Genomic DNA, 25,254 nt, shown 5'->3' with positions numbered 1-25,254 from the left:
AATGATGAGACAAATTGCTTTTTACGGTAAGGGCGGTATCGGTAAATCCACAACTTCGCAGAACACTTTGGCGCAGCTCGCCACTAAATTTGGTCAAAAAACAATGATCGTAGGCTGTGATCCTAAAGCGGACTCCACACGGCTGATTCTGAACACCAAAGCTCAGAATTCAGTGCTCCAATTGGCAGCTGAAAGAGGAACGGTTGAGGATTTGGAGCTTGAGGATGTAGTTCAGTTGGGATATGGCGACATTCTTAATGTGGAGTGCGGTGGACCTGAACCGGGTGTGGGTTGTGCCGGCCGCGGGATTATTACAGCGATTAATTTTTTGGAGCAGCAAGGGGCTTATGAAGGATTGGATTTTGTATCCTATGACGTACTTGGTGACGTGGTATGTGGTGGATTTGCAATGCCGATCCGTGAGAATAAAGCACAGGAAATTTATATCGTATGCTCCGGGGAAATGATGGCTATGTATGCGGCCAATAACATTGCGCGCGGAATTCTAAAGTATGCCAACAGCGGTGGCGTAAGATTGGGCGGTCTGATCTGCAACAGTCGTAATACGGACCGTGAGGATGAGCTCATTATGGAGCTGGCACGCCGTTTGAATACGCAAATGATCCATTTTGTCCCGCGGAATAATGTGGTTCAGCATGCAGAGCTGAGAAGAATGACCGTAGCCCAATATAATCCTCATCATCAGCAAGCGAGAGAATATGAGATTTTGGCAGAAAAGATCCTGAATAACAATATGATGACAATCCCGACCCCGATTTCTATGGAAGAGCTGGAGGATTTACTCATGGAATTTGGTGTGATTGAGGATGAAGAGACGGCGCTGAAAAAGCTGAAGGCATCTGGCCAATAATTAGGTTCGTCCGGTGAACAGGAGTGGAGAGACGGCTGTTCACCGGATCACTCTAAGGGATGAGGAGGATTCAGAATGGGGCTGAATATCGAAGATAACCAAAAGATGCTCGAAGAGATTCTTGAGGTTTACCCGGAAAAGGCACGGAAGGATCGTCAGAAGCATTTTGAAATCAATAATGAAGAGTTAATAAACTGTGGCAAATGCGCCATCAAATCGAATATGAAGTCCCGTCCGGGGGTTATGACCCAAAGAGGATGTGCTTATGCCGGTTCGAAGGGCGTGGTCTGGGGCCCGATCAAGGATATGGTGCATATCAGCCATGGTCCTGTAGGTTGTGGGCAATATAGCTGGGGAACAAGACGGAATTATGCCAACGGAACACTGGGCATTGATAATTTTACGGCTATGCAGGTGACGAGTGATTTTCAGGAGACAGATATTGTATTTGGCGGTGACAAGAAGCTTGAAGTCATTTGCCGTGAAATTAAAGAAATGTTCCCACTGGCTAAAGGAATTTCGATCCAATCAGAGTGTCCTGTGGGGCTAATCGGAGACGATATTGAAGCGGTGTCCAAAAAAATGTCTATCGAGCTAGGTCTCCCGATCATTCCCGTTCGTTGTGAAGGATTCCGTGGGGTTAGCCAATCCTTGGGTCATCATATTGCTAACGATGCGATCCGTGATTTTCTGATGGGGAAGAAGGAGCTTGCGGAATGTGGTCCTTACGATATTAATATTATCGGAGATTATAACATCGGTGGGGACGCTTGGGCTTCACGCATTTTACTGGAGGAAATGGGTCTGCGTGTTATTGCGCAGTGGTCTGGGGATGGAACCATCAATGAATTGGCGATCGCGCATAAGGCGAAGCTCAATCTGATTCACTGTCATCGCTCCATGAACTATATGGTAACGACGATGGAGAAAGCATATGGGATTCCTTGGCTGGAATACAACTTTTTCGGGCCGACCAAAACAGCTGAAAGCCTTCGAGCCATCGCCGCAAGGTTTGATGAGTATATTCAGGAAAATTGCGAGAAAGTCATCGCTAAATACACGCCACAAATGGAGGCGATTATCTCTAAATTTAAACCCCGGCTGGAAGGTAAAAAGGTCATGCTGCTGGTAGGCGGATTACGTGCCCGCCATACACTGGGGGCTTATGAGGATCTGGGTATGGAGGTAGTGGGCACAGGTTATGAGTTCGCTCACAAGGATGATTACGAGAAAACATTCCCTGAACTGCCGGAAGGCACTATTATCTACGATGATCCAACCGCTTACGAGCTGGAAGAGCTTGCGCAAAGACTTGATATTGATCTGATGGGCTCGGGTGTGAAGGAGAAATATGTGTATCACAAGATGGGTATTCCTTTCCGGCAAATGCACTCTTGGGATTATAGTGGTCCTTACCATGGCTATGACGGGTTTAAGATTTTTGCTAAGGACATGGACATGACCATTAACAGCCCAGTGTGGAGCTTGATCAATTCAGGGAAAACAGGATCACTCCCTAAAAAGGAGGCGGGCGTATGAAGGACAAACTGGAGATCCCGGATTACAATACATTATTTCAAACTGAACCCTATGTGAAGCAACGTGAAGGGAAAAAAGCATTCGAGGCACCCTGCAGTGAGCAAGAGACAGCGGAAGCATTAGCCTACTCGAAGTCGTCTGAATATAAGGATAAGAATTTTGCTCGCACCTCACTGGTAGTTAATCCTCATAAAGCATGCCAGCCCCTAGGAGCCTTGATGGCTGCGCTGGGATTCGAAAAAACTCTGCCGTTTATACATGGCTCCCAAGGCTGCACTGCGTATTTTCGTAGTCATTTGAGCCGTCATTTCAAGGAGCCAACCCCCGCGGTTTCTTCCTCTATGACAGAAGATGGTGCGGTGTTCGGAGGGATGAACAATCTTATTGATGGTCTTGAAAATAGTGTGGCGCTCTATAAGCCAGAGATGATAGCTGTATCCACTACATGTATGGCTGAGGTTATAGGGGATGATCTGCAGGCTTTTATATCCAATGCCCGCCAGAAGGGTGCAATTTCGAACGAAATTCCAGTGCCCTACGCCAACACGCCAAGTTTTTCCGGATCACATATTACAGGTTACGATTCCATGTTAAAGTCCATCCTCAGTACCTTGTTCATCCGCTCTGGGATTGAAGCTACCCCTGGCAGTGGAGAGGGAACTGGAGAGAAGCTGAATGTCATTTTAGGGTTTGAGCCTTATACGGGGAATTTTGCGGAAATTCGAAAAATCCTTGCCGCGTTTGATACAGGCTACACCTTCCTTGGTGACCACAGCAGCAATTTTGATTCCCCGGCTACAGGAGAATATTCCTATTATTATGGGGGAACGAAGCTGGCAGATGTGCCGAAGGCAGCTAATGCGTTGGGAACTCTATCACTTCAGAAATATTCTGTCAAAAAAACATTGGAATACATCAGCAGCACATGGAAACAACAGACCGTTGCGATGTCGACTCCACTGGGCATTAATGCGACAGATCGGCTAATAGAGTCTATCAGTGAATTAACGGGATTGCCCATTCCGCCTGAGCTTGTGGAAGAACGTGGCCGGGTAGTGGATGCTTTACTCGATAGCCACCCTTATCTGCATGGCAAACGAGTGGCTTTAGTTGGCGATCCGGATTTGCTGATCGGCCTGATTGAATTCTGTCTGGAAGTCGGTATAGAGCCTATTCATATTGTGTGCTCCAATGGGGAAAACGGATTTAAAGAAGAAGCGAAAGCTCTGCTTGCTGCCAGTCCCTACGGAGCAGAAACAACGGTTCATATCGGAAATGATTTGTGGCATATGCGCTCGCTGCTGATTGATGATCCTGTGGATCTGGCCATTGGAAGCTCTCATCTTAAATTTGCTGCCAAAGATGCCGACGTTCCTTTGATCCGTGTAGGCTTCCCTGTCTTTGATCGCCATCATCTGCATCGTTATCCGATTATCGGTTATCAAGGTGCCTTGAACTTGTTAACTACTATAGTAAATACAATCCTGCAGGGATTGGATGAGGATTCATCTGGCTTCAACCACGATCTTGTTCGTTAGTCCAATATTTATCGTAGTGACACTGAATAATTGAGCATTTTAAGAGTAAGGAGTATTCAGTTACGGGAGGTGGTACGATGGAGTCCATCAGAAACGATGTATTCGACGCGCAAGCTTGCGGGAGCTTAACTCCGAAATCGAAGCCATGTCCACGCCCCAAGCCGGGCGAAGCGGCTGGGGGCTGCTCCTTCGACGGAGCCCAAATCACGCTGCTGCCGATTATGGATGCTGCGCATCTCGTCCATGGGCCGGCTGCTTGTGCCGGGAATAGCTGGGAAAGTAGAGGGGCTTTGTCAAGCGGGCCATCACTTTCACAATACGGATTTACTACAGATCTCAACGATAACGACATTATTTTTGGCGGAGAAAAGAAACTGAAAGATAGTATCGACTATATTGCCGGGCGCTTTATGCCTCCGGCAATATTTGTATATGCGACCTGTGTGACAGCATTGATTGGCGAGGATTTGGATGCGGTATGCAAGGAAGCGGCAGGCAGATTGGGGCTTCCTGTGATCCCCGTGAACAGTCCCGGATTCGTAGGCAGTAAGAATCTTGGAAATCGGCTGGCTGGTGAAGCGCTGCTACAATATGTCATTGGCACAGGTGAACCAGAGATTGAGATTCCTTTAGGTGTGAATTTGATTGGAGAGTACAATATCGCGGGTGAAATGTGGGATATCGAGAAATTAATGAAGAGTGTTGGAATTACGCTAATGTCCAGAATTACAGGGGATGCAAGATATAAGGAAATTACATGGGCACATCATGCAAAAGTGAATATGGTTGTGTGCAGCCGTGCATTGTTAGGTCTGGCAAAAGAAATGGAGGCAAGATACCACATTCCCTATTTCGAAGGCTCCTTCTATGGGGCCAAAGAGACAACTTATTCCTTACGTCAAATGGCTTATTTGCTGAATGACCGTGAGATGGAGCGGCGTGTGGATCGGTTGACGGAACGAGAGGAAAACAGACTGATTCAGGAGCTGCGGCCCTACCGCAAGCTGCTTAAAGGAAAGAAAGCAGTTCTCTATACGGGTGGAGTAAAAAGCTGGTCGATTATTTCCGCACTGAAGGAGTTAGGCGTTCAGGTGGTAGGTGTAGGCACGAACAAAAGCACGGAAGATGATGTACGGCGTATAGCGGATCGTGTTGGTGATGACACCGAATATATTCCGGAGGGCGGGGCAAGCCGAATTATCAAAACCGTCCGGGATCGTAAGGCAGATATTATGATTGCTGGCGGACGGAATATGTATGTGGCAATGAAAGAGCAGATTCCGTTTATCGATATTAATCAAGAAAGACACAAGGCCTATGCTGGTTACGAAGGTTTACTAAGGCTGGCTAAGGAGCTGACGTATTCTCTTGCTAATCCAATCTGGAAGCTGGCTGCCAGTGCCGCTCCCTGGGATAAGGAGGAACCTTCCTATGACCGTTAACAAAAGGAGTAAACCGACTTCGGTTAATCCAATGAAAATAGGCCAATCCCTTGGTTCCGTAATGGCATTTCAGGGTTGCTACAAGGCATTGCCTATTGTGCATGGTGCGCAAGGTTGTTCCGCATTTCCGAAGGCACTGCTTACCCGGCATTTTCGTGAGCCTATAGCCGTACAGACCTCTGCTTTGCAGGAGATGGATGTAATCTTTGATGCGAATCGTAATTTAGAGGAAGCTCTAAATACCATACTCAGTAAACACCGACCAGACATTATAGGCATTATTGGGACTGAGCTGACGGATGTGGCAGGAGTGGATTATCAATCCATGCTCAAGACCTATAAAAGGGAGCGGAACATGCGGGGTGGGCTTGCTTTTTCCGTCACCTTACCAGACTTTCGTGGTTCATTGGAATCGGGGTTCAGCTCTACCGTGGAGGCAATGCTTGATGAGATGATCCAGCAGGTAGGCCATCGGGGTTCAAGGAGTGTAAATACACGTCAGATTACCCTCTTGCCGGGATCGTTTCTGACGCCGGGTGATGTGATGGAGCTGAAAGAAATGATATCCTCCTTCGGTTTTGAGGTAATCGCTGTACCTGATATTTCGACCTCTTTGTCTGGGCATCTGCTGACAGGATTTTCACCGCTGACAAGAGGTGGGGTGCCTCTGGATTCGATGCTGCAAAGCTTGCATTCGGGTCTAACCATTGCCATCGGCGGAAGTATGGAGCGTCCAGCTAGAAGACTGCATAATGCGCTGGGAACTCCCTACAAAGTATTCGAGAGTGCGATGGGGCTTAAAGCAACGGATGATATTTTGCAATTCCTGCATCAAATTAGCGGGGAGCCGGTACAGCTTCGTTATTGCTGGCAACGGGAGAATTTATTGGATAGCATGCTGGATGCTCATTTTCAATTTGCGGGGATGTCTGCACTTGTCGCGCTGGAGCCAGATCATTTGTATACCGTATCTTCTTGGCTCGAAGAGCTAGGGGTGGAGCAAAAGGTCCTGGTCACCTCCTATGAAACTCCTTTGGTGGTTGAGATGGAACGAGAGGTATGGGTCGGTGATCTGGATGATGTTGAGTTTTTGGGTAAAGGTGCAGATTTATGGATCGGTAACTCACATGGGATAAATGGAGCGGCGCGGTTAGATGCAGCATTTATGGCGGCTGGATTTCCCGTTTGGAATGAGCTTGGTGCTTATATGGCCACCTCTGTAGGGTATCGGGGAGCGATGGAGTGGACGAATAAAGCGGCGAACCTGTTAATGCGAAGGGAGGAGGAACATCGTGAAAGTAGCATTCGCTACAGTTGATGGAATTAGAGTGAATGCCCATTTTGGGCAGAGTCCGATGTTCGCAATTTATAAAGTTACCAAAGGTGGCGGGGAGCTTATAGGTCTTCGTAAACTGCCAACGATTCTCAATCAGGATGAAGCAGGCAAAATAGAGAGTCGTCTGGAGGTGGTAGAGGATTGCACGCTAATATTCATCATGCAGATTGGAGCCTCAGCAGCGGCAAGAGTCACACGTCGTAAAATTATGCCGGTAAAGGTTCCACCAGGCAGTCCTATTGATGAGCAAGTGAAGCGGATTGTTGAAATGCTACAGGGCAAACCACCGATGTGGCTAGCCAAGGTATTACATGCTGAAAATGAAGCGGAAGGGGCGAGTGTAGATGGATCCCATAGCTAATGAGAGTGCTGCATTAATGGGCCGGGTTGCTCCGGAAGCGGCAGTATTAAAACGCCGTTGTCGAACCACGGAGAAAAAGCTGGATAAAGATATAGCAGAGATGCTCATACGCCGGTTATGTCAATTGCTTGATACAGAAGACTTTTTTGGAAGGCATGCTTCTCTTTCACCACAGAAGAAGATCGAACGATTGTTTCTCGCTTCCCCTGAAGACAAGAACAAATCTGATTTTAACTGCGCGGTTTCTCCAAAGGTCCGTTTGCAGGTTCCTCTCTTGTTTCAGGCGGTGGCGGGCGTGATCGAGGAGAAAAGTGGGGTTCTGGTTCAGAGCTCTTCTGAAATAAATGGGGAAGGATTTGGGCGTGCTCTTTTATATAGTGATCGGATTATTCTTGTGTTAAAAAGCTTGAGAGCAGGTTTTCCGTTTCCTTTTACCTCGGAGGATAAAGTAATTCGCTACGGCGTTGCTTGTGTAGAAGAAGGGCTGGCCTTTATGGATAAATTTAATGAAATGACAGCTCTCTATGGAACGGATGGTCTGGAGGGTTAGATTCCAATGATGCAGCTCAGCCACAGGGAGGGAGCAAAATGGAGCAGCTTGTAGGCGGCACCGAACTGGAACGATACGCACGCCAATTGAAGCTGCTTGGAGAAGGCGGGCAGAAAGCGCTAAAAGAAGCTACAGTGATGATTGCTGGAATTGGTGGGCTTGGAGGCACTGCCGCACTTTATCTAGCTGCTGCCGGAATCGGCAAGCTGATCTTGGCGCATGAAGGAAACATTGTGCCTCCAGATTTAAATCGACAGATTTTGATGGACAGTGATCATTTGGGTATGGAAAGGATGAGCACAGCAATTCAGCAGCTAAAACGTCTGAATCCAAATGTTGAAATTGAAGGATATAATTCGAAGATTGAATACAATATGGCAAAACCTTGGGTAGAGCAAGCCAATATAGTGATTGATGCACGGTATGATTTTCCGGAAAGATATGCGTTGAACCGCCTATGTGTAGAAACCGGCACGCCAATGGTAGAGGCGGCGATGTATGGATTTGAGATTTCACTAACAACGGTTATACCTGGTGAAACCCCTTGCTTAGAGTGTCTTTATCCGGATGTGAATCCAGAATGGGAACCGTTTGGCTTTCCAGTATTGGGAGCAACCTCCGGAATTGCGGGTTGTCTGGCTGCGTTGGAAGCCGTAAAATGGGTTACAAGGGTAGGGACGACTTATGCGGGCGTAATGCATCGCTTCAATTCACTCGACTTCGCCTGTTACAGCGTCCATATTACCCGTAATCCGAATTGCACTTGCTGCGGAGAGGAAGGTAAACCGTGAAAAGTCTCAGGCTATGTGACACGACACTTAGGGATGGTGAACAGGCGGCTGGAGTTTCATTCACGAGGGAAGAAAAGCTGGAAATCGCAAGGTTGCTGTCGGAATGCGGAGTGGAGCAAGCAGAGGTAGGAATTCCTGCCATGGGCAAGCAAGAGCAAGAAGATATTGCGGCTATCGCTGATTTAGGTCTTCCTATGAAGATGATGACCTGGAATCGGGCTTTGGAAAGTGATATCGACAAAGCGTGGGCGACGGGTGTGAACTGGAGTCATGTATCGATCCCTGTCTCGGAAATTCAATTACAAGGTAAGCTAGGTTTAACACCTGCCAAAGGTCTGACAAGATTACTGCATGCGACGGAATATGGTCAACGGCTAGGAATGACTGTGTCGGTGGGGATGGAGGACTCTTCAAGGGCGAGTATGGAGTACTTGGTTGAACTGGTAAATACATTATATAAAGAAGGCATTCGTTGGTTCCGTTATGCAGATACGGTATCTGCTCATCATCCGGGTCAAATGGCAGAGCGGGTAAGCACATTACTTAGTGCTGTTCCTGCAGATGTAGAGCTTGAGGTACACTGCCACAATGATTTTGGTCTTGCTGCTGCAAACACACTTAGCGGTATTGCCGCGGGTGCGGTCTGGGCAAGCACTACGGTGGCAGGGATTGGTGAACGCACCGGGAATGCAGCATTGGAAGAAGTAGTGATGGCTTGGCGTTATCTTTATGGCGGGGAGAGCAGCGTGCGTCCAGAGTGTCTGAAGGGGGTGGCGGATAGGGTGATCGCAGCCTCGGGCCGAAGTGTCGGCGATGCCAAACCAATCGTCGGATCACTCGCCTTCACACATGAATCTGGGATACATGTTGACGGTTTGCTGAAAGAAACAGCCACCTACCAGACCTTTGATCCCACTGAGGTGGGGAGAGCACATCATTTTGTATTAGGTAAACATTCCGGAAGTGGTGGAATCATGCATGTTCTGAACGCACATGGTTTAGAGGTTAGTGCGGGAACCGCGGGACGTTTGCTGGAACGGGTGAGAGATTATGCCGAAGTTAATAAAGTGAATGTGCCAGAGCTCCTCTTGGTTGAATGGCTGAGGGAGGATTGGCAACGACCGTAAGAGATATCAGTAAGAATGAATAAAGGCTGACAAGACGGGTACGAAACCTGTCTTGTCAGCCTTTTTATGTTGTTATGATTAAGTTTATTGTGTTAGCCCTTAACCGCCCCGGCGGTAATTCCCTTGGTCATCTGTTCTGTGAAGAGCAGGTAGATCAGGATGGTTGGGATGGCGATGATCGTCATAACCGCGAACTGTGCACCATAGTTGGATGAATACTCACCAGTGAATTTCATAATGGAGAAGGGAATCGTCTTAAGATCTTCCGAGGTGAGGAAGGTGTTCGCCATAATGAATTCATTCCAAGTGCTGATGAAATTGAGTACACAGATGGTTGCCAGCGCCGGTTTGGTGATGGGCAGGATGATACGGAAGATTAACCCGTAAATGCCACTGCCATCAATAACGGCGGACTCTTCAATAGCCCGTGGGATGGTCTCCAGGAACCCGGTCATAATCAGGACACTCATGGGGATGACAATGGCTGAGTAAGGCAAAATCAATGTGTACATATTGTTCAGCATCCCAAGCTTGTTAAACAGAATGAAGTTTGGCAGCAATGTGGCGTGAATGGGAATGATCATGCCTAACATGATTAGAGAGAGGACGATGCCACTTAGCTTCCATTTCATCCGGGTAAACGCATATCCCATCATCAGGGACACCAGCGCAGAGAGCATAACAGTAATCACTGTAATGATAAGACTGTTGGCAAAATAACGTGGCACACGCCCGTAGGTAAAAGCGTTTCGATAGTTCTCCCACTGGGGTGGAGAGGGCCATTTCAGAAATGAGCTTCCAAAGAACTCACCGCTCTTGAGCAGGGAATAATCGATCAACCAAATAAGCGGAAATAACTGAATCAACGCGATGATACACAGGAACACCATCATTAGGATTTTGCCCGTTGTAGGCTTTCTGCGTTCTTGTTTGTGAAGGTTTAGCTTAGGGGGTGAAGCGGCAGGCGATAAGGAATTATTCATAGGATTTCCTCCGGTTACAGGGTTTCTTTAAAATTCTCCGATATCTTTCTTTAAAATCTTGTTGAGGATAACGGTTAGGATCAGGCAGAACACAATAAACAGAATCGAAATGGCATTACCATAACCGTATAGCGATGATGAGAAGGCAGTTTTGTACAGATAGTTCCCTAGGAACTGTGTGCTATTTGCAGGGCCACCGTTGGTCATTAAGAATACGGTTTCCATTTGCTTAAGGCAGGTGGTGACGGCAATGATGATGGCAACCCGCATCATCGGCGAAAGCAGCGGAATGATGATACGCGTGTAGAGGGTGAAGTTGTTGGCGCCGTCGATTCTTGCGGCTTCGCTTAAATCTTCCGGAATGCCTTGCAGACCTGAATAATACAGCAGCAGTGCATACCCAAAGCCTTGCCACATAACAACAATGATGATGCACCAGATGGCCGTCTTTGGATCACCGAGCCAATCATGCGTAAGTGCATCCAATCCAACTCCGCTTAGCAGCTTGTTGAGCAGTCCGTAGTTTGGATGGAAAATTCCGGTCCACAGCTTGGCTGTAACGACGACGGAAATTACAGCGGGGATAAAAAAGATCGTCCGGAATATTTTTTCGTATTTGCCGGAATTGGTTAGGAATATCCCCATGAGAATGGCAAAGGGATGTTGTAAAAATACAGTGGCGGCGGTCAGGAGCAGGGCATTGACTAGCGATCTCCAGAACACTTTGTCATGAAATAGAATTTCACGGTAGTTATCAAAGCCGATGAAATTGTATTTGCCGATTCCGCCCCAATCCGTAGAACCGTAATAAGCGCTCATGAAGATAGGGATGCAGATCATAAAAGCAAATAGGAACAGTCCAGGTGCGATGAGTAAGAATATCGCTTTTTTGTCGCTTAACACTCTGTGCATGGAAATCTCCGTCCTTTTAAAGAGTAATCTATCTATTACCATCGTAACGGGAAGCCAGGCACCGGAACATGCCGTAAATTTCAGATCGGTGTATACATTTTTTCGAAAACAAAACCCCGGCCTCTGGGGGAAGCCGGGGTTTGCGCACTGCCATCTATTAGGTTACTTCAGGAGCGCTAAGGTTCATGTTTTTTGTAGTTCTCTGGTTTATTTACCAGCGAATTTATCGGATGCAGCATCCAGTGCTTTGGCGAATTCCTCAGGGGTAATTGCATCAGAAAGCAGGCTTTGATGCGCCTCCATTACCTTTTGCTTGAACTCATCGTCACCCACATCCTGCAGTGGAGTACCGCTGGAAGAGGTCATGGAGCTGAATACTTCAATCAATTCTTTTTGCAGCTGGGTTTCGTTACCCGTTAGGAATTGATCGAATTGCTGCGCAGGTGTACCCGCGCCGGCTTGCCATAGCATTTTAGACCAATGCTCTGGAGCGAAGAAATATTTCAAAAAATCAACAGCGGCTTCAGCATGTTTGGAATTTTTGCTGACTGCATATCCGCCACCATACCAAGCGGCATCATCGGTTGCTTTACCTTTATCTGAAGCTGGGAAAGCGAAAGCACCTACGTTATTGCGGAATTCTTCAGAGAAGTTCTCGTCTGTTGCCAGACCCGACTCCCAAGCGCCCATAAAGAACATGGCAGCTTGCCCTTGTCCGAACAAGTTGCGTGCAGCACCGTAATCGGCAGTCAGCCAGCCATCGGCAAAACCTTTAGCATCGGCAAATTGCTGCATTTCAGTTGCGGCTGCAACGAGACTAGGATCTGTAAAGGATATTTTACGCGCAACAGCTTCATCCATTGTATTGAAATCGCCAGTCTGACGTTGGGCTACAAATTCATACCAGATAGGCAGTGTCCAAGCGTCCATACCATTCATAGCGATCGGGTTAATTTTCTTGGCACGAAGTGTTTTGACGGCGGCAAGCAAATCATCTGTGGTTTTTGGAACCTCGATGCCGTTGTCAGCGAATATTTTTTTGTTATAGTACATGACCATGTAGTCGGCACCACGCGGCAAGCCGTAAAGTTTACCATCTTTACTGAAGCCGTCCATGGATCCGGACACAAACTGATTACCTTCGAAGTCAGCGCTGTTCAGTTCAAGCAGCAGATCGTTATCCAGCAGCGGACTCAGGAAGGAGGGCTGACCCCAGGCTTGAATGATATCAGGCAGCTGATTGCTGGAGGCATACACTTTGATTTTTGATTTGTAAGGCTCATCTTGAAGCGCTTCCACTTCAATCTTGACGTTAGGGTTCTCTTTCATGTAAGCATCGATAATGTCTTGCTCTACCTTACCTGAACCATTTGCCCGATCCGCGAGCGCGGTGAAGAACTTCAGTGTGATTTTTTCGGCGGGTGTATTTTCCCCTGCACTTGCTGTTGCTTCGGCAGTAGCTTCGGCCTTGTCATTTGTAGGTGCATTGGTAGCTTTCGCATTGTTATTTCCGCCACCGCAGCCTGCGAGCAGAGCTGGTAGCATTAGACTCATAAGTGCTAGCTTTATTCCTTTACCTTTCATCAAAAACCCACCTTTTTTATGAGATATATTTCCACGAGAACGGCTGTCATCAAACGAGGACGACAATGTCGTTTCTTCTTGCATCCCCATCTTAAGAGTTTATGACCGATAGAAACATGGTCCATATTTAAGAACTATGTAGGTATTTTTCAGTGATTGTAAAAAGCTGGTTCAGGGTTTAATGATTTCAGTTATACTTGGTTTACACATTTATTGATTATACATGAAGGTGGTTCTCATGAATCGAAACATCCGCTTATTAAGCCGTTATCGCCATCTTCCGCTCCAGTTTAAGCTGTTATTATGGTTTGTGCCGCTGCTTCTCGTGACTATATTCGCTATGGGGTGGAACTCCTATCAGATCTCTTCGCAGCAGGTGGTGGAGAAAATGAAACAGTCACAGGATCACCTGACCCGAAAAACAGCAGAGCAGATTGATGAGATGGTGAGGGGAATGATTTCTTTTTCCAATACACTCTTTCTGGATGAAAGTGTGCAGCGGCTCTTAGTGTCGTCAGAAGCACAAAAAGAACGAAATTCCGTATTTAAAACGGTCACCAACCTGATGGTCGCTGGCAACTCGATTCAATCCCTGATTCTATACTCTTTGGAAGACCAGAATAACGGGGCGGAGCCTTTTGCTGCGAACCAAGCCGGATTGACAACTGGCATGAAGTTCTCTAACTTTATCCAAACCTCGTACTACAAGGAAGCCGTTGAAGCCGCAGGTAGTCCAACCTTTGGATTGTCCAGACCCACGGATGGCATATTTGTTGGTGATCATTATCATAAGATTGTACTTTCCAGAATTATCAAGAATGTATATACTTTAAAACCGGCAGGGCTTGCGGTGATCGGGGTCGATGCTGGTAAGATTGGAAGCCAATATCTAGACAACTCTGAAGATGATGTAGATATGTTTGTGGTAGATCGAGACGGGCTCATCATTACGGCTTCTAACAAGAGCTGGATCGGCAAAAGAGATCTTGATCTTCCGTATTTTGCGGACAGCGATCCTAAGTTGAGCCTAAAGGAGAGGCTGGAGTCTACAGCGGATCACAAACAGTGGATTGTCTCGCATCTGCAGTCAGAAACGACGGGTTGGTATGTAGTGGTGGTGCATTCCAAACGGCAGCTTGTCAAAGAGCTGGGACAGATTTCACAGGTCACGGTGACGATCGCTTTTCTGTGCTTAGCAGTTAGCTTAATGGTTACCTGGCTCGCCGCCGCCTCAATAACGAAACCGCTGAAAAAGCTTTCCCGCTCCATGCGCAGATTGCAGACAGGGGATTTCACGCAGCGCGTATTTTTTGAAGGAAATGATGAGATTGGTCTCTTGGGCCATGGTTATAATCTAATGGTGCAGCGGATCAAATCGCTCATCAATGATGTATATGCCTCCAAACTGAAGCAGCAGGAAGCAGAATTGAAAACGCTTCAGGCACAGATCAGGCCGCACTTTTTATATAACACGCTGAATACGATTTGTTGGGAAGCTGAGAAGAAGGGCGACAAAGAAATAGCGGATATGGTCTATTCGCTTTCTCAAGTATTCCGGCTGAGCTTAAATGATGGGCGGGATACGTTTACATTAGAACAGGAAGTAGAGCTTGTGACGAATTATTTGTTCCTGCAAAAAAATCGGTTTCGAGAACGTTTTGAGTTCGAAATTGCCTTGGATGAGAGTATCAAGGATTTCACAGTTCCGAAGCTGCTGCTCCAGCCACTGGCGGAAAATGCAGTGATTCATGGGATCGAGCCACTGGCTGGAAGTGGGCTAATCTCGATTCGCGCCTTCCGCAAAGATAGAACTATTGTACTCGAGGTTCAAGATAACGGGGTGGGAATCACGCCGGAAAGACTTCAGGAGCTACATCAGCGTTTAGCGAGAGGAAGCTCTATTTCGGAGGAAGAGGAGAATGCTGGACGTTCGGGGTTTGCACTCTCGAATGTACAGGAACGTTTAGCTTTGTTTTTTGACGGAGCCTCATTGCAAGTAGAGAGTGTAGAAGGAGCAGGCACACGTATTATCATTCATATCACTGTGGAGGGTCCCTAAATGATGAAGCTGAAGCTGCTGATTGCTGAAGACGAAGACACCATCCGTGAGGGTATCGTCAATATGATTGACTGGAATTCGCATCAGATTGAGGTAATGGGCGAGGCGGGGAACGGAAGTGAAGCGCTGGCTCTGATGGAGTCTGAACAGCCGGATTTATTGTTAACGGATATCCGCATGCCGCAGATGAATGGTCTGGAGCTAATCGAAGCTGGACGGCGTCGCGGTTACGACTTTCGCTCGATTATTTTATCTGGATACAATGAGTTCTCTTATGCGAAACAAGCGATTGCGCTGGGGGTTGTCGATTATGTGCTGAAGCCGTGCCGGCCGGAAGAAATTCTGAAGACGGTACTAAAGGCTAAGGAGCTAATTGAAAGGCAGCGTTGTCAGGAGAATGAGCAGCTAAAAAGAGATCGTTCCTGGCATAAAAATGCACCGCTTGTCAAAAGCCAAGTGCTGTCCCAATGGATTCATCATCCTCCGGTTCCGCTGGAGCGGCGGCAGGAGCTGATCGGTGAGTTAGCTATGGCTATTAGCCACGAAGGTCCGCAGATTGGGCTGGTCAGCTTTGATTTTGATCCTCCCTCTGCCGGTGGGTCTGGGCAGGATTTTGTACTTTTGCGTTACGCGGCCCTAAATATTATTAGTGAAACCTTGTCTCCTATCTATAAAGGAAAAATCGAGACCTTTCATGATGGCAATCTCCTGCTCTGGATCGGCAGTGGTTTAGCTGGAACGGATTCCCGCAAGTCTTACCGAACCCCCATCTATTTAAAAGAGCAAATCGGGATGCTGCAAAGCAATCTGGAGAAATACCTCAAGCTGTCAATCAGTATTGCTGTAGGCTCCTGTCGTGCGGATATTTCGGAAGCTCACCTGTCTTATAAAGAAGCGCTTCAGGCCATGGAATCCCGCTTTCTGAACGGGAAAGGCGGCGTTTATTTTTATACAGAAGGCTCGGGAGTTATTGGGGGTGGCGCACAGGAGATCGGGATTTTAGATGATCCTGAATTAAATGTGCTGGAGGATGAGATGCTTGTGGCAGTCGGTGCAGGAAGTAATGAGCTTGCCCTCGATCTGCTGGAGCAATGGCTGGAACGTTTTCGCGGAAACCCCGGATGCCTCAAGCAGGAGGTGAATATTCGGGCAACAGCTTTTGTCGTTCGCCTTAAGAGGCTTGCGCAGGAAAAACAAGTAGCCGGATTCGAATGGAAGCAGCATTTGGTCAATTGGATGGAGCAGGCACCACAGATCGAGACGCTGGAAGAATTGTCTACGATCCTGAATAAGATCATGCAGAATGTGGTGGAGGCTTTTTCTAAACATCGCCCTCTGCATCGAACAGTAGTTACAGCGCTCGAGATCATCCGTAACAAATATAATACCAATCTGTCTCTGGAATATGTTGCGAAGGAAGCTTATGTATCTAATACTTATTTAAGTTCACTGTTCCGCCAGGAGCTGGGTGTGAATTTTCTCGATTATTTGCATCAATACCGGGTAGAAGAGGCAAAAAAGCTGCTCCGCCAAAACTTAAAAATGTACGCTGTTGCAAAGTTAGTAGGCTACGGGGAAGAACGCCACTTCAGTGCTACTTTTAAGAAATGGACCGGACTTACGCCCTCACAATATCAAAAGGGACTAGGGAAGTAGGAGCAAATTGTTATCTACTAGGCTTTGTGTGGTTAAACTCTACATATAGCTAAATAGGAGGTAACCGAGAAATGAACCCGAAATGGTGGAAAGAAAGTGTCGTGTACCAAATTTATCCGATTAGCTTCATGGATAGTAACGGAGATGGGATTGGAGACTTGCAAGGAATCATATCCAGACTGGATTATTTGCAGGATTTAGGTGTAGACGTGATTTGGGTCTGCCCTATTTATAAATCGCCAAACCATGATAACGGTTATGATATCAGTGATTACTGTGACATTATGAAGGAATTTGGCACGATGGATGATTTTGACCATTTGCTGAGGGAGATGCACGCACGTGGGATGAAGCTGATGATGGATTTGGTTCTGAACCATACGTCACATGAGCACCCATGGTTTGTTGAATCCAGATCGTCGAAGGATAATCCGAAACGGGACTACTATATTTGGCGAAAAGGAAAAAATGGAGGTCCCCCGAATAACTGGGAGTCTTATTTCAGTGGCTCGGTGTGGGAGCTTGATCCGCGGACCGATGAATATTACCTTCACCTCTATTCCAAATATCAGCCTGATCTGAACTGGGAGAATCCCGTGGTCATTGATAAGCTGCATGAGATGGTGGAATGGTGGCTGAAGAAGGGTGTGGACGGATTTCGCTTTGATGCCATTGCACATATCGTGAAGACGAAAGGTTACCCGGATGCGGATAATCCAGGTGGAACACCTACCGTACGGGCTTATGGAATGTTCTCCAATCTGGCAGATGTGCATACCCTGCTACAGAATTTATATGATAAAGTGCTTTATTTCTACGATATTATGACGGTAGGAGAGACCTCAGGACTTGGACCGGAGCAGGCGCTAGATTACGTAGGTGATGGTCGCCGGGAGCTGAATATGACTTTTCAGTTTGAGCATATGTTTCTGGATGCCGCTTCGGCAGGTAGTGGAAAATGGGATGTCGTCCCATGGAGTCTACTGGAGCTGAAAAAGATTATGAGTAATTGGCAGACGGTTCTGCATGACAAAGGCTGGAATGCGAATTATCTCTGCAACCATGACCAGCCGCGCGCAGTGTCCCGGTTTGGGAACGACCTTTTTTACCGGATTCCTTCGGCTAAAATGCTGGCGACCTTCATTCACATGCTGGAAGGCACACCTTATATTTATCAAGGCGAAGAAATTGGAATGACGAATGTCTGTTTCGAATCCATTGATGATTACCGGGATGTAGAGACGCTTAATTATTATGAGGAAAAGCGAAAAAACGGCGTTCCAGAAGAGCAGATTATGTCTGCCATTCATCATAAAAGCCGGGATAATGCCCGCACCCCGATGCAGTGGGACGATGGTCACGCAGGTGGTTTTACGACGGGGACTCCTTGGATCGAAGTGAATTCCAACTATATGGAGATCAACGCTGGCAACGCGATTAAAGATGCCGATTCCATCTACAACTACTATAAACAGCTGATTGCCCTGAGAAAAAAACATAAAGTCATCGTTTATGGAGCCTACGAGTTGTTGCTTGCAGAGCATACAGAGATATATGCGTATACCCGGACATTGGAAGATCAGCGGCTGCTGGTTATTCTGAATTTTTATGATGGAGAGCCTGTATTCGAATGGCCAGCAGAGTTCCAACCAGAAAATATAGAGCTGTTAATTTCTAATTATTCCGTGGAAAAAGATGAGCAGATCCAACCGCTTAAACTTCGACCTTATGAAGCACGAGTATATTTGCAGCAGCTTGTGTAAAGGAAGCTGTAGGAATGAGTTGTCATGAAGGGGCTGAACGCTCACTGTGACAACTCTTCTTTGAGTTTGTGAGTAAAAGACTGTACAATGGCGATACATTAACATACATAGAGTGGAGTTACAGGAAGACGCCTGTGGGAGGAGAGACAACATGACTGAATGGTATGAAAAGAGCTTCGGAGAGGATTATCTGGTCGTATACAAACATCGAGACTTTGGTGGAGCTCGTAAAGAAGTTGAACGAATGATCTCGTGGCTGGGACTACCGCCAGGCTCCAAAGTGCTGGATTTATGTTGTGGGATGGGACGTCATTCACTGGCGCTTGCGGAAGCAGGGTACGAGGTAACTGGAGTGGACTTATCAGAGGTATTGCTGCGTGAGGCAAGATCTCAAACAGGAGCGGAGCAGGTAACTTGGCTGCGTTCTGACATGCGTGACCTACCGTTAACTGGAGGTTTCGATGCTGTGGTTAATCTATTCACTTCCTTTGGTTATTTTGAAGAGGATGAGGAGCAGGTAAAGGTTTTGCGTGAAATCTATCGGATGTTGAAGCCGGGTGGCAAGTTTGTTATTGATTATCTGAATCCTGCGTATGTGATTCGTCATCTGGTGCCGCATTCTACCCGCGAGGATGGAAAAAATCTGATTGATGAGTCGCGGCGGATCGAGGATGGGTACGTGAAGAAGGACATCATTTTAACCTCTAAAAATGATTCTACACCTCGCCAATATCATGAACGTGTGAAGCTGTATTCCTTGGAGAAATTCAGCGGGATGATCGAGGAAGCGGGTTTACAGCTCGAAGCTGTGCATGGCAGCTATGAAGATGAGGTTTATAATGCAGAAAGCTCCACGCGGATGATTTTTAGTGGAATTCGATCGTAATGGTATCAGGAAAAAGATTCAAAGGCGGTGATCTCACCATGTCTAAGGCGGATATCACTTCATGGGACGAGAACATTCTTCAGGTCTCGGTGCCCATGGACTCGCCGCTTCGTCAAGTGAACAGCTATATTCTACCCGATGAAGATGGCAGAATTACTATTATCGATCCCGGTCCGCGTAGTCCGGAGACAGAGAAATGCTGGCAGGCGATCCTGCAGGAGCTGGGATTGTCGTGGAAGGACGTGCGGGATATCGTCGTAACACATCATCATCCCGATCATTATGGATTGGCGGGATGGTTGCAGTTACAGACCGGATGTAAGGTATGGATGACTGAACGTGCTCATGCCGAAGCGATGTTGATGTGGGGCAGTGACACGGATATCAATGAAGTTTTGCCGTTATATTTCATCGGACACGGAATGTCGGAAGAATGGTCGAGTGGAATTAAAGCGCATTTGGAGAGCTTTGACACGCAAGTGGAGCCGCAGCCGGTTGTAACTTATCTGAATGAGGTAGAGCCTTTCGGGATGGGGGGCCGTGAATGGCAATTGATTGTAACCGGCGGACATGCACCGGGACATGTGAGCTTGTATCATGCGGGCAGCGGGCAAATGATCTGCGGCGATGCTGTGCTGCCGCAGATTTCGCCCAATGTCAGCCTGCTTCCAGGCAGCGATCCACAGCCGCTGCAGACGTTTCTTCAGGGGCTGCGGGAGCTGGGCAGCTATCCGGTCAGCATGGCGTTCCCGGGCCATCGGGAACCGTTCACGGGCTTCACGCACCGGGTCAGCAGCCTGCTCGCTCATCATGAGGAGCGGCTGGATACCACGGCAGCCTTGCTCGCAAACGGCCCGCTGAGCGGCTTCGCAGTCTGCGAAATTCTGTTTCGCAGCCGGGTAACCACCGTTCACCAGATGCGCTTTGCGATGAGTGAGACACTGGCGCATTTAGCGGAGCTGATGCGCCGGGAGCGGGCAGTGATGATAGAGGCGGACGGTGCTATATTATTTGCAGCATCTCAAAGTGCTGGAGACCATGTTAGTTAGAGTTTCTAGCGGGCTCGAAGAGTGATGAGTGATGAATGATGATTGATGAAATGAATTGAGATGTGAAGGTTATGATCAAGTAGAGGTACAGAGCAGTCCTGTGTTATTGGGACTGCTCTTTTTTTGGGTTTTGGTTTTAGTGACTAAGGAGAGAGTATAATTCGGTGCTATTTATATGAATATTGAGCTCCTCAGTCCGATCGCATACCAAACTAACCTTTGATTACATACTCATGCGTTAGGCTGATCATTTGGACTAACATTTGATTACTTTGCTTACGCGTTACACAGGTCATTCGGACTCAGATGCAGCTATTCGTGAGTTTTGGGGCTTTTGAGGTTAGTATCGGACCGGAGAGGCGTTATTGCTAGTGCAGAGGGTAGTTATTGGTCATTTTTGAGTGAATAGCGACTCTGGAGTCCGAAAGTGTCCAAATCTAAGGGGATTGTGAGTATAGTGTCACCTGAGTCCGAACGCATTACCAACTAACATTTGATTACTTTACTTATGCGTCACACAGATCATTCGGACTCAGATGCCGCTATTCGTGGGTTTTGGGGCTTTTGAGGTTAGTATCGGACCGGAGAGGCGTTATTGCTAGTGCAGAGGGTAGTTATTGGTCATTTTTGAGTGAATAGCGACTCTGGAGTCCGAAAGTGACTAAATCAAGGGTGTTTTATGGAAATAGGGTCACCTGAGTCCGATCGCATTACCAACTAACATTTGATTACTTTACTTATGCGTCACACAGATCATTCGGACTCAGATGCCGCTATTCGTGGGTAGAAACACATCTTGTCGAGTAACTAAGTGTTGGTATTGACTAATTGGGGAATTCCTCCCTGTTTTTTGAGGATTGTTGAGGTGTAGAGCGGATATTAGGGAATTTCTCCCTAATATTCTACGAATGTAGCTATAAATTAAGGTTTTCGTAGAGTTATTAGGGAAGAATTCCCTAATACCTTAGGTTTTGAACGATTTTCGGTATTTTTTAGGGAGATTTTCCCTAAAACGGTCCCCAACCCAATCCAACCCAACCCAACCCAACCCAACCTCAAAAAAAGCGATTGTCTCATAACCCGCAAGGGCTACGAAACAATCGCTTTTTAATTCTCAGAGTGTACCCAAAACACCGGTTACTCCGGTTGTTTTTCATGTTCTGCAAGTTTCCTTGCAGCTTCTTCGCGATCCTCAGGTGAATGCGGAAGTTCGAGGTCTATCTCACGCTCTGCTTGCTTACGGTGTGCGATTCGGCTACTAGCTGCAGCGGCTACAGCTCCGACGATATCGTCGAGAAAGGTGTGGATCTGCCCGGTGTTTTTGTCGTTCAACCGTTCAAGAACGCCTGGCTTAAGCTTGTCCACATAACCATAGTTGGTGAAGCCAATGCTGCCGTATACATTTACGATGGAGAAAGCCAGAATCTCATCCACTCCGTATAATCCCTCATCATTTTCGATCATATCCTGAAGCGGCGGAAACAACTTCCCCTCCTCCGCGAGCATGTCCAATTGAATGCCCGTAAGTACTGCATTTTGCACTTCCCGTTTGCTGAGTACCATCTCAACGTTATGGACACACTCTTCCATTGTTAAGTTTGGATAATATTTTTTTTGCAGAAACATAACGAGCTCTGCGATTTCCTGCAGGTTCACTCCACGCTTATTCAACCACACTTTGGTCGCATCTGCGACTGCCTTGCTGTTCAGACTGTAAGGTATTTTTGCGATTGGTTCATCAGCCATGATTAGTCACCTCGTAAGTTAAGTCTTTGCATTACAACGTTCGTTAGCATGATGTTAAGCGCTGGTGTTATCTCAGATTGTACGTTTAGAAGAAGTATTTGTCCAGAAAGCGGAGTCTATGTGAATTAAAATCTAGATCCAACCCAACCTGAAAATAAAGTACACAGGCTTTTCCAACAATTTAGGATAAGCAGTTGTTATTTTTTGGACAAAGGTCTCGTATACATAGCAGTACAAATGCTATCTAACCTTGAAAGGGGTAATAAATGATGAAAACAATGCAACAAATCCGCGGGATTTCCGCGGTCTGCCTACTCGCAGTTCCACTGGCACTGTCCGGTTGTGGCTTGTTCGGTTCGGAATCAGCATCGATTGATGCTCCGCCACCTGAGGTTGAAGCGCAGATGCTACAGACAGAGGGAAATAACACTTTGGATTCAGGTGTATTTGGTCCAGTGGCTCAGGATGATGCACAAAGAGCTGTTAAGGACAGCACCAAAACCGCTAAAGCAACGGATAAAACAACGGCTTCCGGTGACCGGACGACCGTATATTTGGAAGATGGAAACGGCTTACTCGCTCCAGTGTCGCTAAATCTGCCAAAAAGCAAAGATTCCAGCACGCTCAAGAACTCTTTAATGGCATTAGTGAATAAGGGAGAATATGCGTCCTCATTGCCAGAAGGCTTCCAAGGCATTCTACCAGCTGGAACTGAGGTGCAAAGCATTACGGTAGACAAGTCGAATCTGGCAGTTGTTGAGTTCAATTCGGAATTTAACAACTACGATGCTGCGGATGAACGCAAAATCCTTGAAGCGATCACTTGGACGCTGACCGGTCAAGATGACATTAAAGGTGTACAGTTCTGGGTAGATGGTAAAAAGCTTACGGAAATGCCGCTTCAAGGTACTCCGCTGGATCGCCCGCTGTCCCGCACAATGGGCATTAACCTGCCTAAACAAGGTCCATCTTTGATGAACTCTAGTGCGGTTACTGTTTATTTTTCCACAACATCTCCTGACGGTATCCAATATTATGTTCCGGTTACGCGCTTTGTACCCGCAGGGCAAGAACAGCTGACTGCTGCTATCAATGAACTGATTGCGGGACCTGAATCCGGAGACGGTCTGGAAATGGTTATGACACAGGGCACATCACTTGATTCGGTTGAAGCCGGACAAAACGGTGTTGTTACTGTATCCTTGACTGACGATATGTTCGCAGATGGGAAGGAAGTTCCTGCCGAATTGCTGGAATCGGTTGTTCTGACTGTTGCGCAAAATACGGAAGATGCTCTGGTTCAAATTCGTTTGAACGGCAAACAATCGATTACTGACACTGACAATGTGGATTATAGCAAACCTGTTTCTGCACCTGAATTTTTGAACGAGCTCCCGTTATAGAATGACCTTCTAAGGTTTAAAAGATGCTTTTGTGCCTCCTCTTTGGTAGAATAAAAGTTGCTCAAAAAGACGTAACGTCCCGAACGGTGAACTGCCGCAATGAACAACAGGGAAACGGGACTCACACTAAACTATTAGCTATACGATGTAGGAGGCAGAAAAGATGAGATCAAACGGGCGAACTGACGACCAATTACGGCCGCTGACAATAACGACCCAAACGAATAAATATGCTGAGGGCTCCGTGATCATTGAGATGGGAGACACCAAAGTTATTTGTACGGCTACTGTAGAGGAAAAAGTGCCTCCGTTTCTTAAAGGACAAGGAAAAGGCTGGGTAACTGCTGAATATTCGATGCTTCCTCGGGCCACTCAGTCCCGTAATCAACGTGAAGCTGCACGCGGTAAACTTACCGGACGTACAATGGAAATCCAACGGCTGATCGGCCGTGCGCTTCGCTCCGTGGTGAATTTACAAGCGTTAGGTGAACGCAGCATTACGCTGGATTGTGATGTGATTCAGGCGGATGGGGGAACTCGGACGGCTTCGATAACAGGCGCTTTTGTTGCCATGGCATTTGCTATTAATAAAATTGCACTACAGCACAAGCTGGCTGTTTTTCCTATAACAGACTTTTTGGGAGCAATTAGTGTAGGTGTTGTAGGGGATAAAACACTGCTCGATCTGAATTATGAAGAGGATTCCAAAGCCAAAGTGGATATGAATGTAGTCATGACCGGCGGCGGTGCTTTTGTTGAGGTACAAGGAACTGGCGAAGAAAGACCATTCTCGCGTCAAGAGCTGGATCTTTTGTTGGGTCTAGGTGAGAAAGGGATTTATGAACTGATTGCCGCACAAAAAGAAGCGCTCGGAGCGATTGCTCTGAAAATCCCTTCCGGCCAGCCGGGCCAAGAGGTGTAACATGAATTCCACGGGCAATATTCTCATTGTCGCTACGAAGAATAAGGGGAAGGTGCGCGAATTCGAGCACGCTTTTGCCCCGCTGGGCCTGACAGTTAAGAGTATGTATGACTATCCGCATCTGCCCGATGTGGTAGAAGACGGAGCTACTTTTGCAGAAAACGCATTTAAAAAATCCAAAGCCGTAGGTGACGCACTTGGAATTCCGGTACTCGCTGATGATTCGGGTCTTTGTGTAGATGCTTTGGATGGCAGACCTGGTGTGTACTCTGCACGTTTTGCAGGTGAAGATGCTACGGATGGGGAAAATAACCTAAAGCTGCTTAGCGAGCTAGAGAGATTGAAACAGGGGGAAGACACAGATCAGCCTTTGCTGAGCACGGCTAGGTTCGTCTGTACTTTATCGCTGTACGATCCAGTTTCCAAGCAGGAGCTAACCGCAGAAGGTGCGGTCGAAGGTTGGATTACTTCAGAACCATCAGGTGCCGGTGGTTTCGGTTACGACCCGCTATTCTACCTGTCGGAACATGAAAAAACTATGGCCGAGCTTACGCTGGAAGAGAAGCAGCAGATCAGCCATCGAGGAACTGCACTGCGACTGCTGACGGCGAAGCTGGAGAAGAAACTGGCGGCTGAAGGCGGCCTATCGCCGGAATAGAGTTTTTTATAAAAGTGGGGGTGTCCAAAAGCCGCGAAATGGCTGCTGGGCACCCCCGTTTTTTATACCTTCCCTTTG

At 47.1% G+C, this 25,254-nt stretch carries 21 protein-coding genes; 17 read left to right on the top strand and 4 right to left on the bottom strand.

Annotated features, from left to right (window positions below):
* Position 1: 1 nt before the first annotated feature.
* From nifH to NYE72_RS24970, 9 genes are all read left to right on the top strand, one after another.
* Positions 2–871, top strand: a complete 870-nt coding sequence (nifH, locus tag NYE72_RS25010; protein ID WP_235219430.1) for a nitrogenase iron protein — start codon at positions 2–4, stop codon at positions 869–871.
* A 75-nt stretch (positions 872–946) separates the two neighbouring features.
* Positions 947–2,410, top strand: coding sequence for a nitrogenase molybdenum-iron protein alpha chain (nifD, locus tag NYE72_RS25005; RefSeq protein WP_036679590.1), 1,464 nt, complete (start codon positions 947–949; stop codon positions 2,408–2,410).
* The gene (gene nifK / locus NYE72_RS25000; RefSeq protein WP_076099474.1) at positions 2,407–3,948 is read left to right on the top strand and encodes a nitrogenase molybdenum-iron protein subunit beta; all 1,542 of its coding nucleotides are present in this window, start codon (positions 2,407–2,409) and stop codon (positions 3,946–3,948) included. The genes nifD and nifK overlap by 4 nt, the downstream gene beginning before the upstream one ends.
* Positions 3,949–4,025: 77 nt before the next feature.
* Positions 4,026–5,390: a nitrogenase iron-molybdenum cofactor biosynthesis protein NifE gene (gene nifE, locus NYE72_RS24995; protein ID WP_038573091.1), complete on the top strand. Its 1,365-nt coding sequence runs from the start codon at positions 4,026–4,028 to the stop codon at positions 5,388–5,390.
* Entirely contained in the window at positions 5,380–6,708 is a 1,329-nt protein-coding gene (gene nifN / locus NYE72_RS24990; protein WP_076099473.1) for a nitrogenase iron-molybdenum cofactor biosynthesis protein NifN, read from the top strand. Before nifE ends, nifN begins: the two co-directional genes overlap by 11 nt.
* The gene (locus NYE72_RS24985) at positions 6,683–7,087 is read left to right on the top strand and encodes a NifB/NifX family molybdenum-iron cluster-binding protein (protein WP_076099472.1); all 405 of its coding nucleotides are present in this window, start codon (positions 6,683–6,685) and stop codon (positions 7,085–7,087) included. The genes nifN and NYE72_RS24985 overlap by 26 nt, the downstream gene beginning before the upstream one ends.
* Entirely contained in the window at positions 7,071–7,637 is a 567-nt protein-coding gene (locus tag NYE72_RS24980) for a DUF269 domain-containing protein (protein WP_038573089.1), read from the top strand. The genes NYE72_RS24985 and NYE72_RS24980 overlap by 17 nt, the downstream gene beginning before the upstream one ends.
* A 38-nt stretch (positions 7,638–7,675) precedes the next feature.
* Complete coding sequence (locus tag NYE72_RS24975; RefSeq protein WP_038573088.1) at positions 7,676–8,428, top strand: HesA/MoeB/ThiF family protein; 753 nt, start codon at positions 7,676–7,678, stop codon at positions 8,426–8,428.
* On the top strand, positions 8,425–9,555 hold the full coding sequence (locus NYE72_RS24970; RefSeq protein WP_038573087.1) for a homocysteine methyltransferase: 1,131 nt from the start codon (positions 8,425–8,427) through the stop codon (positions 9,553–9,555). Before NYE72_RS24975 ends, NYE72_RS24970 begins: the two co-directional genes overlap by 4 nt.
* Before the next feature lie 92 nt (positions 9,556–9,647).
* Here NYE72_RS24970 and NYE72_RS24965 read toward each other — a convergent pair whose 3' ends face one another.
* The 3 genes from NYE72_RS24965 to NYE72_RS24955 all read right to left on the bottom strand — a co-directional run bounded on the left by NYE72_RS24965 (position 9,648) and on the right by NYE72_RS24955 (position 13,034).
* Positions 9,648–10,538: a carbohydrate ABC transporter permease gene (locus tag NYE72_RS24965; protein WP_036679567.1), complete on the bottom strand. Its 891-nt coding sequence runs from the start codon at positions 10,536–10,538 to the stop codon at positions 9,648–9,650.
* A 27-nt stretch (positions 10,539–10,565) separates the two neighbouring features.
* On the bottom strand, positions 10,566–11,450 hold the full coding sequence (locus NYE72_RS24960) for a sugar ABC transporter permease (protein WP_036679565.1): 885 nt from the start codon (positions 11,448–11,450) through the stop codon (positions 10,566–10,568).
* A 207-nt stretch (positions 11,451–11,657) separates the two neighbouring features.
* Entirely contained in the window at positions 11,658–13,034 is a 1,377-nt protein-coding gene (locus tag NYE72_RS24955) for an extracellular solute-binding protein (protein WP_036679562.1), read from the bottom strand.
* A gap of 238 nt (positions 13,035–13,272) precedes the next feature.
* Here NYE72_RS24955 and NYE72_RS24950 point away from each other — a divergent pair, with 238 nt between their 5' ends.
* The 5 genes from NYE72_RS24950 (at position 13,273) to NYE72_RS24930 (ending at position 20,447) form a co-directional block, all read left to right on the top strand.
* A complete protein-coding gene (locus NYE72_RS24950; protein WP_076099471.1) occupies positions 13,273–15,093 on the top strand; it encodes a sensor histidine kinase in 1,821 nt (606 codons plus the stop codon).
* Entirely contained in the window at positions 15,094–16,749 is a 1,656-nt protein-coding gene (locus NYE72_RS24945) for a response regulator (RefSeq protein WP_038573084.1), read from the top strand.
* Between the two features lie 71 nt (positions 16,750–16,820).
* A complete protein-coding gene (locus tag NYE72_RS24940) occupies positions 16,821–18,512 on the top strand; it encodes an alpha-glucosidase (protein ID WP_339210675.1) in 1,692 nt (563 codons plus the stop codon).
* 151 nt (positions 18,513–18,663) lie between these two features.
* Positions 18,664–19,398, top strand: coding sequence for a class I SAM-dependent methyltransferase (locus tag NYE72_RS24935; RefSeq protein ID WP_076099469.1), 735 nt, complete (start codon positions 18,664–18,666; stop codon positions 19,396–19,398).
* Between the two features lie 38 nt (positions 19,399–19,436).
* Positions 19,437–20,447: an MBL fold metallo-hydrolase gene (locus NYE72_RS24930; protein WP_339210673.1), complete on the top strand. Its 1,011-nt coding sequence runs from the start codon at positions 19,437–19,439 to the stop codon at positions 20,445–20,447.
* Positions 20,448–21,584: 1,137 nt separating this feature from the next.
* Here the strand turns inward: NYE72_RS24930 and NYE72_RS24925 are convergent.
* A complete protein-coding gene (locus NYE72_RS24925; protein ID WP_036686950.1) occupies positions 21,585–22,193 on the bottom strand; it encodes a phosphatidylglycerophosphatase A in 609 nt (202 codons plus the stop codon).
* Positions 22,194–22,462: 269 nt separating this feature from the next.
* Here NYE72_RS24925 and NYE72_RS24920 point away from each other — a divergent pair, with 269 nt between their 5' ends.
* The 3 genes from NYE72_RS24920 to NYE72_RS24910 all read left to right on the top strand — a co-directional run bounded on the left by NYE72_RS24920 (position 22,463) and on the right by NYE72_RS24910 (position 25,176).
* Entirely contained in the window at positions 22,463–23,596 is a 1,134-nt protein-coding gene (locus NYE72_RS24920; RefSeq protein ID WP_339212114.1) for a GerMN domain-containing protein, read from the top strand.
* 163 nt (positions 23,597–23,759) lie between these two features.
* Positions 23,760–24,518: a ribonuclease PH gene (gene rph / locus NYE72_RS24915; RefSeq protein WP_036686952.1), complete on the top strand. Its 759-nt coding sequence runs from the start codon at positions 23,760–23,762 to the stop codon at positions 24,516–24,518.
* Position 24,519: 1 nt separating this feature from the next.
* Entirely contained in the window at positions 24,520–25,176 is a 657-nt protein-coding gene (locus NYE72_RS24910; protein ID WP_038573081.1) for an XTP/dITP diphosphatase, read from the top strand.
* Positions 25,177–25,254 lie beyond the last annotated feature (78 nt).

Origin of the sequence: Paenibacillus sp. FSL L8-0333 (assembly GCF_037965665.1) — a bacterium.
GTDB classification, from domain to species: Bacteria; Bacillota; Bacilli; order Paenibacillales; family Paenibacillaceae; genus Paenibacillus_AQ; species Paenibacillus_AQ odorifer.
This window is presented reverse-complemented; position numbering and strand designations above follow the sequence as displayed.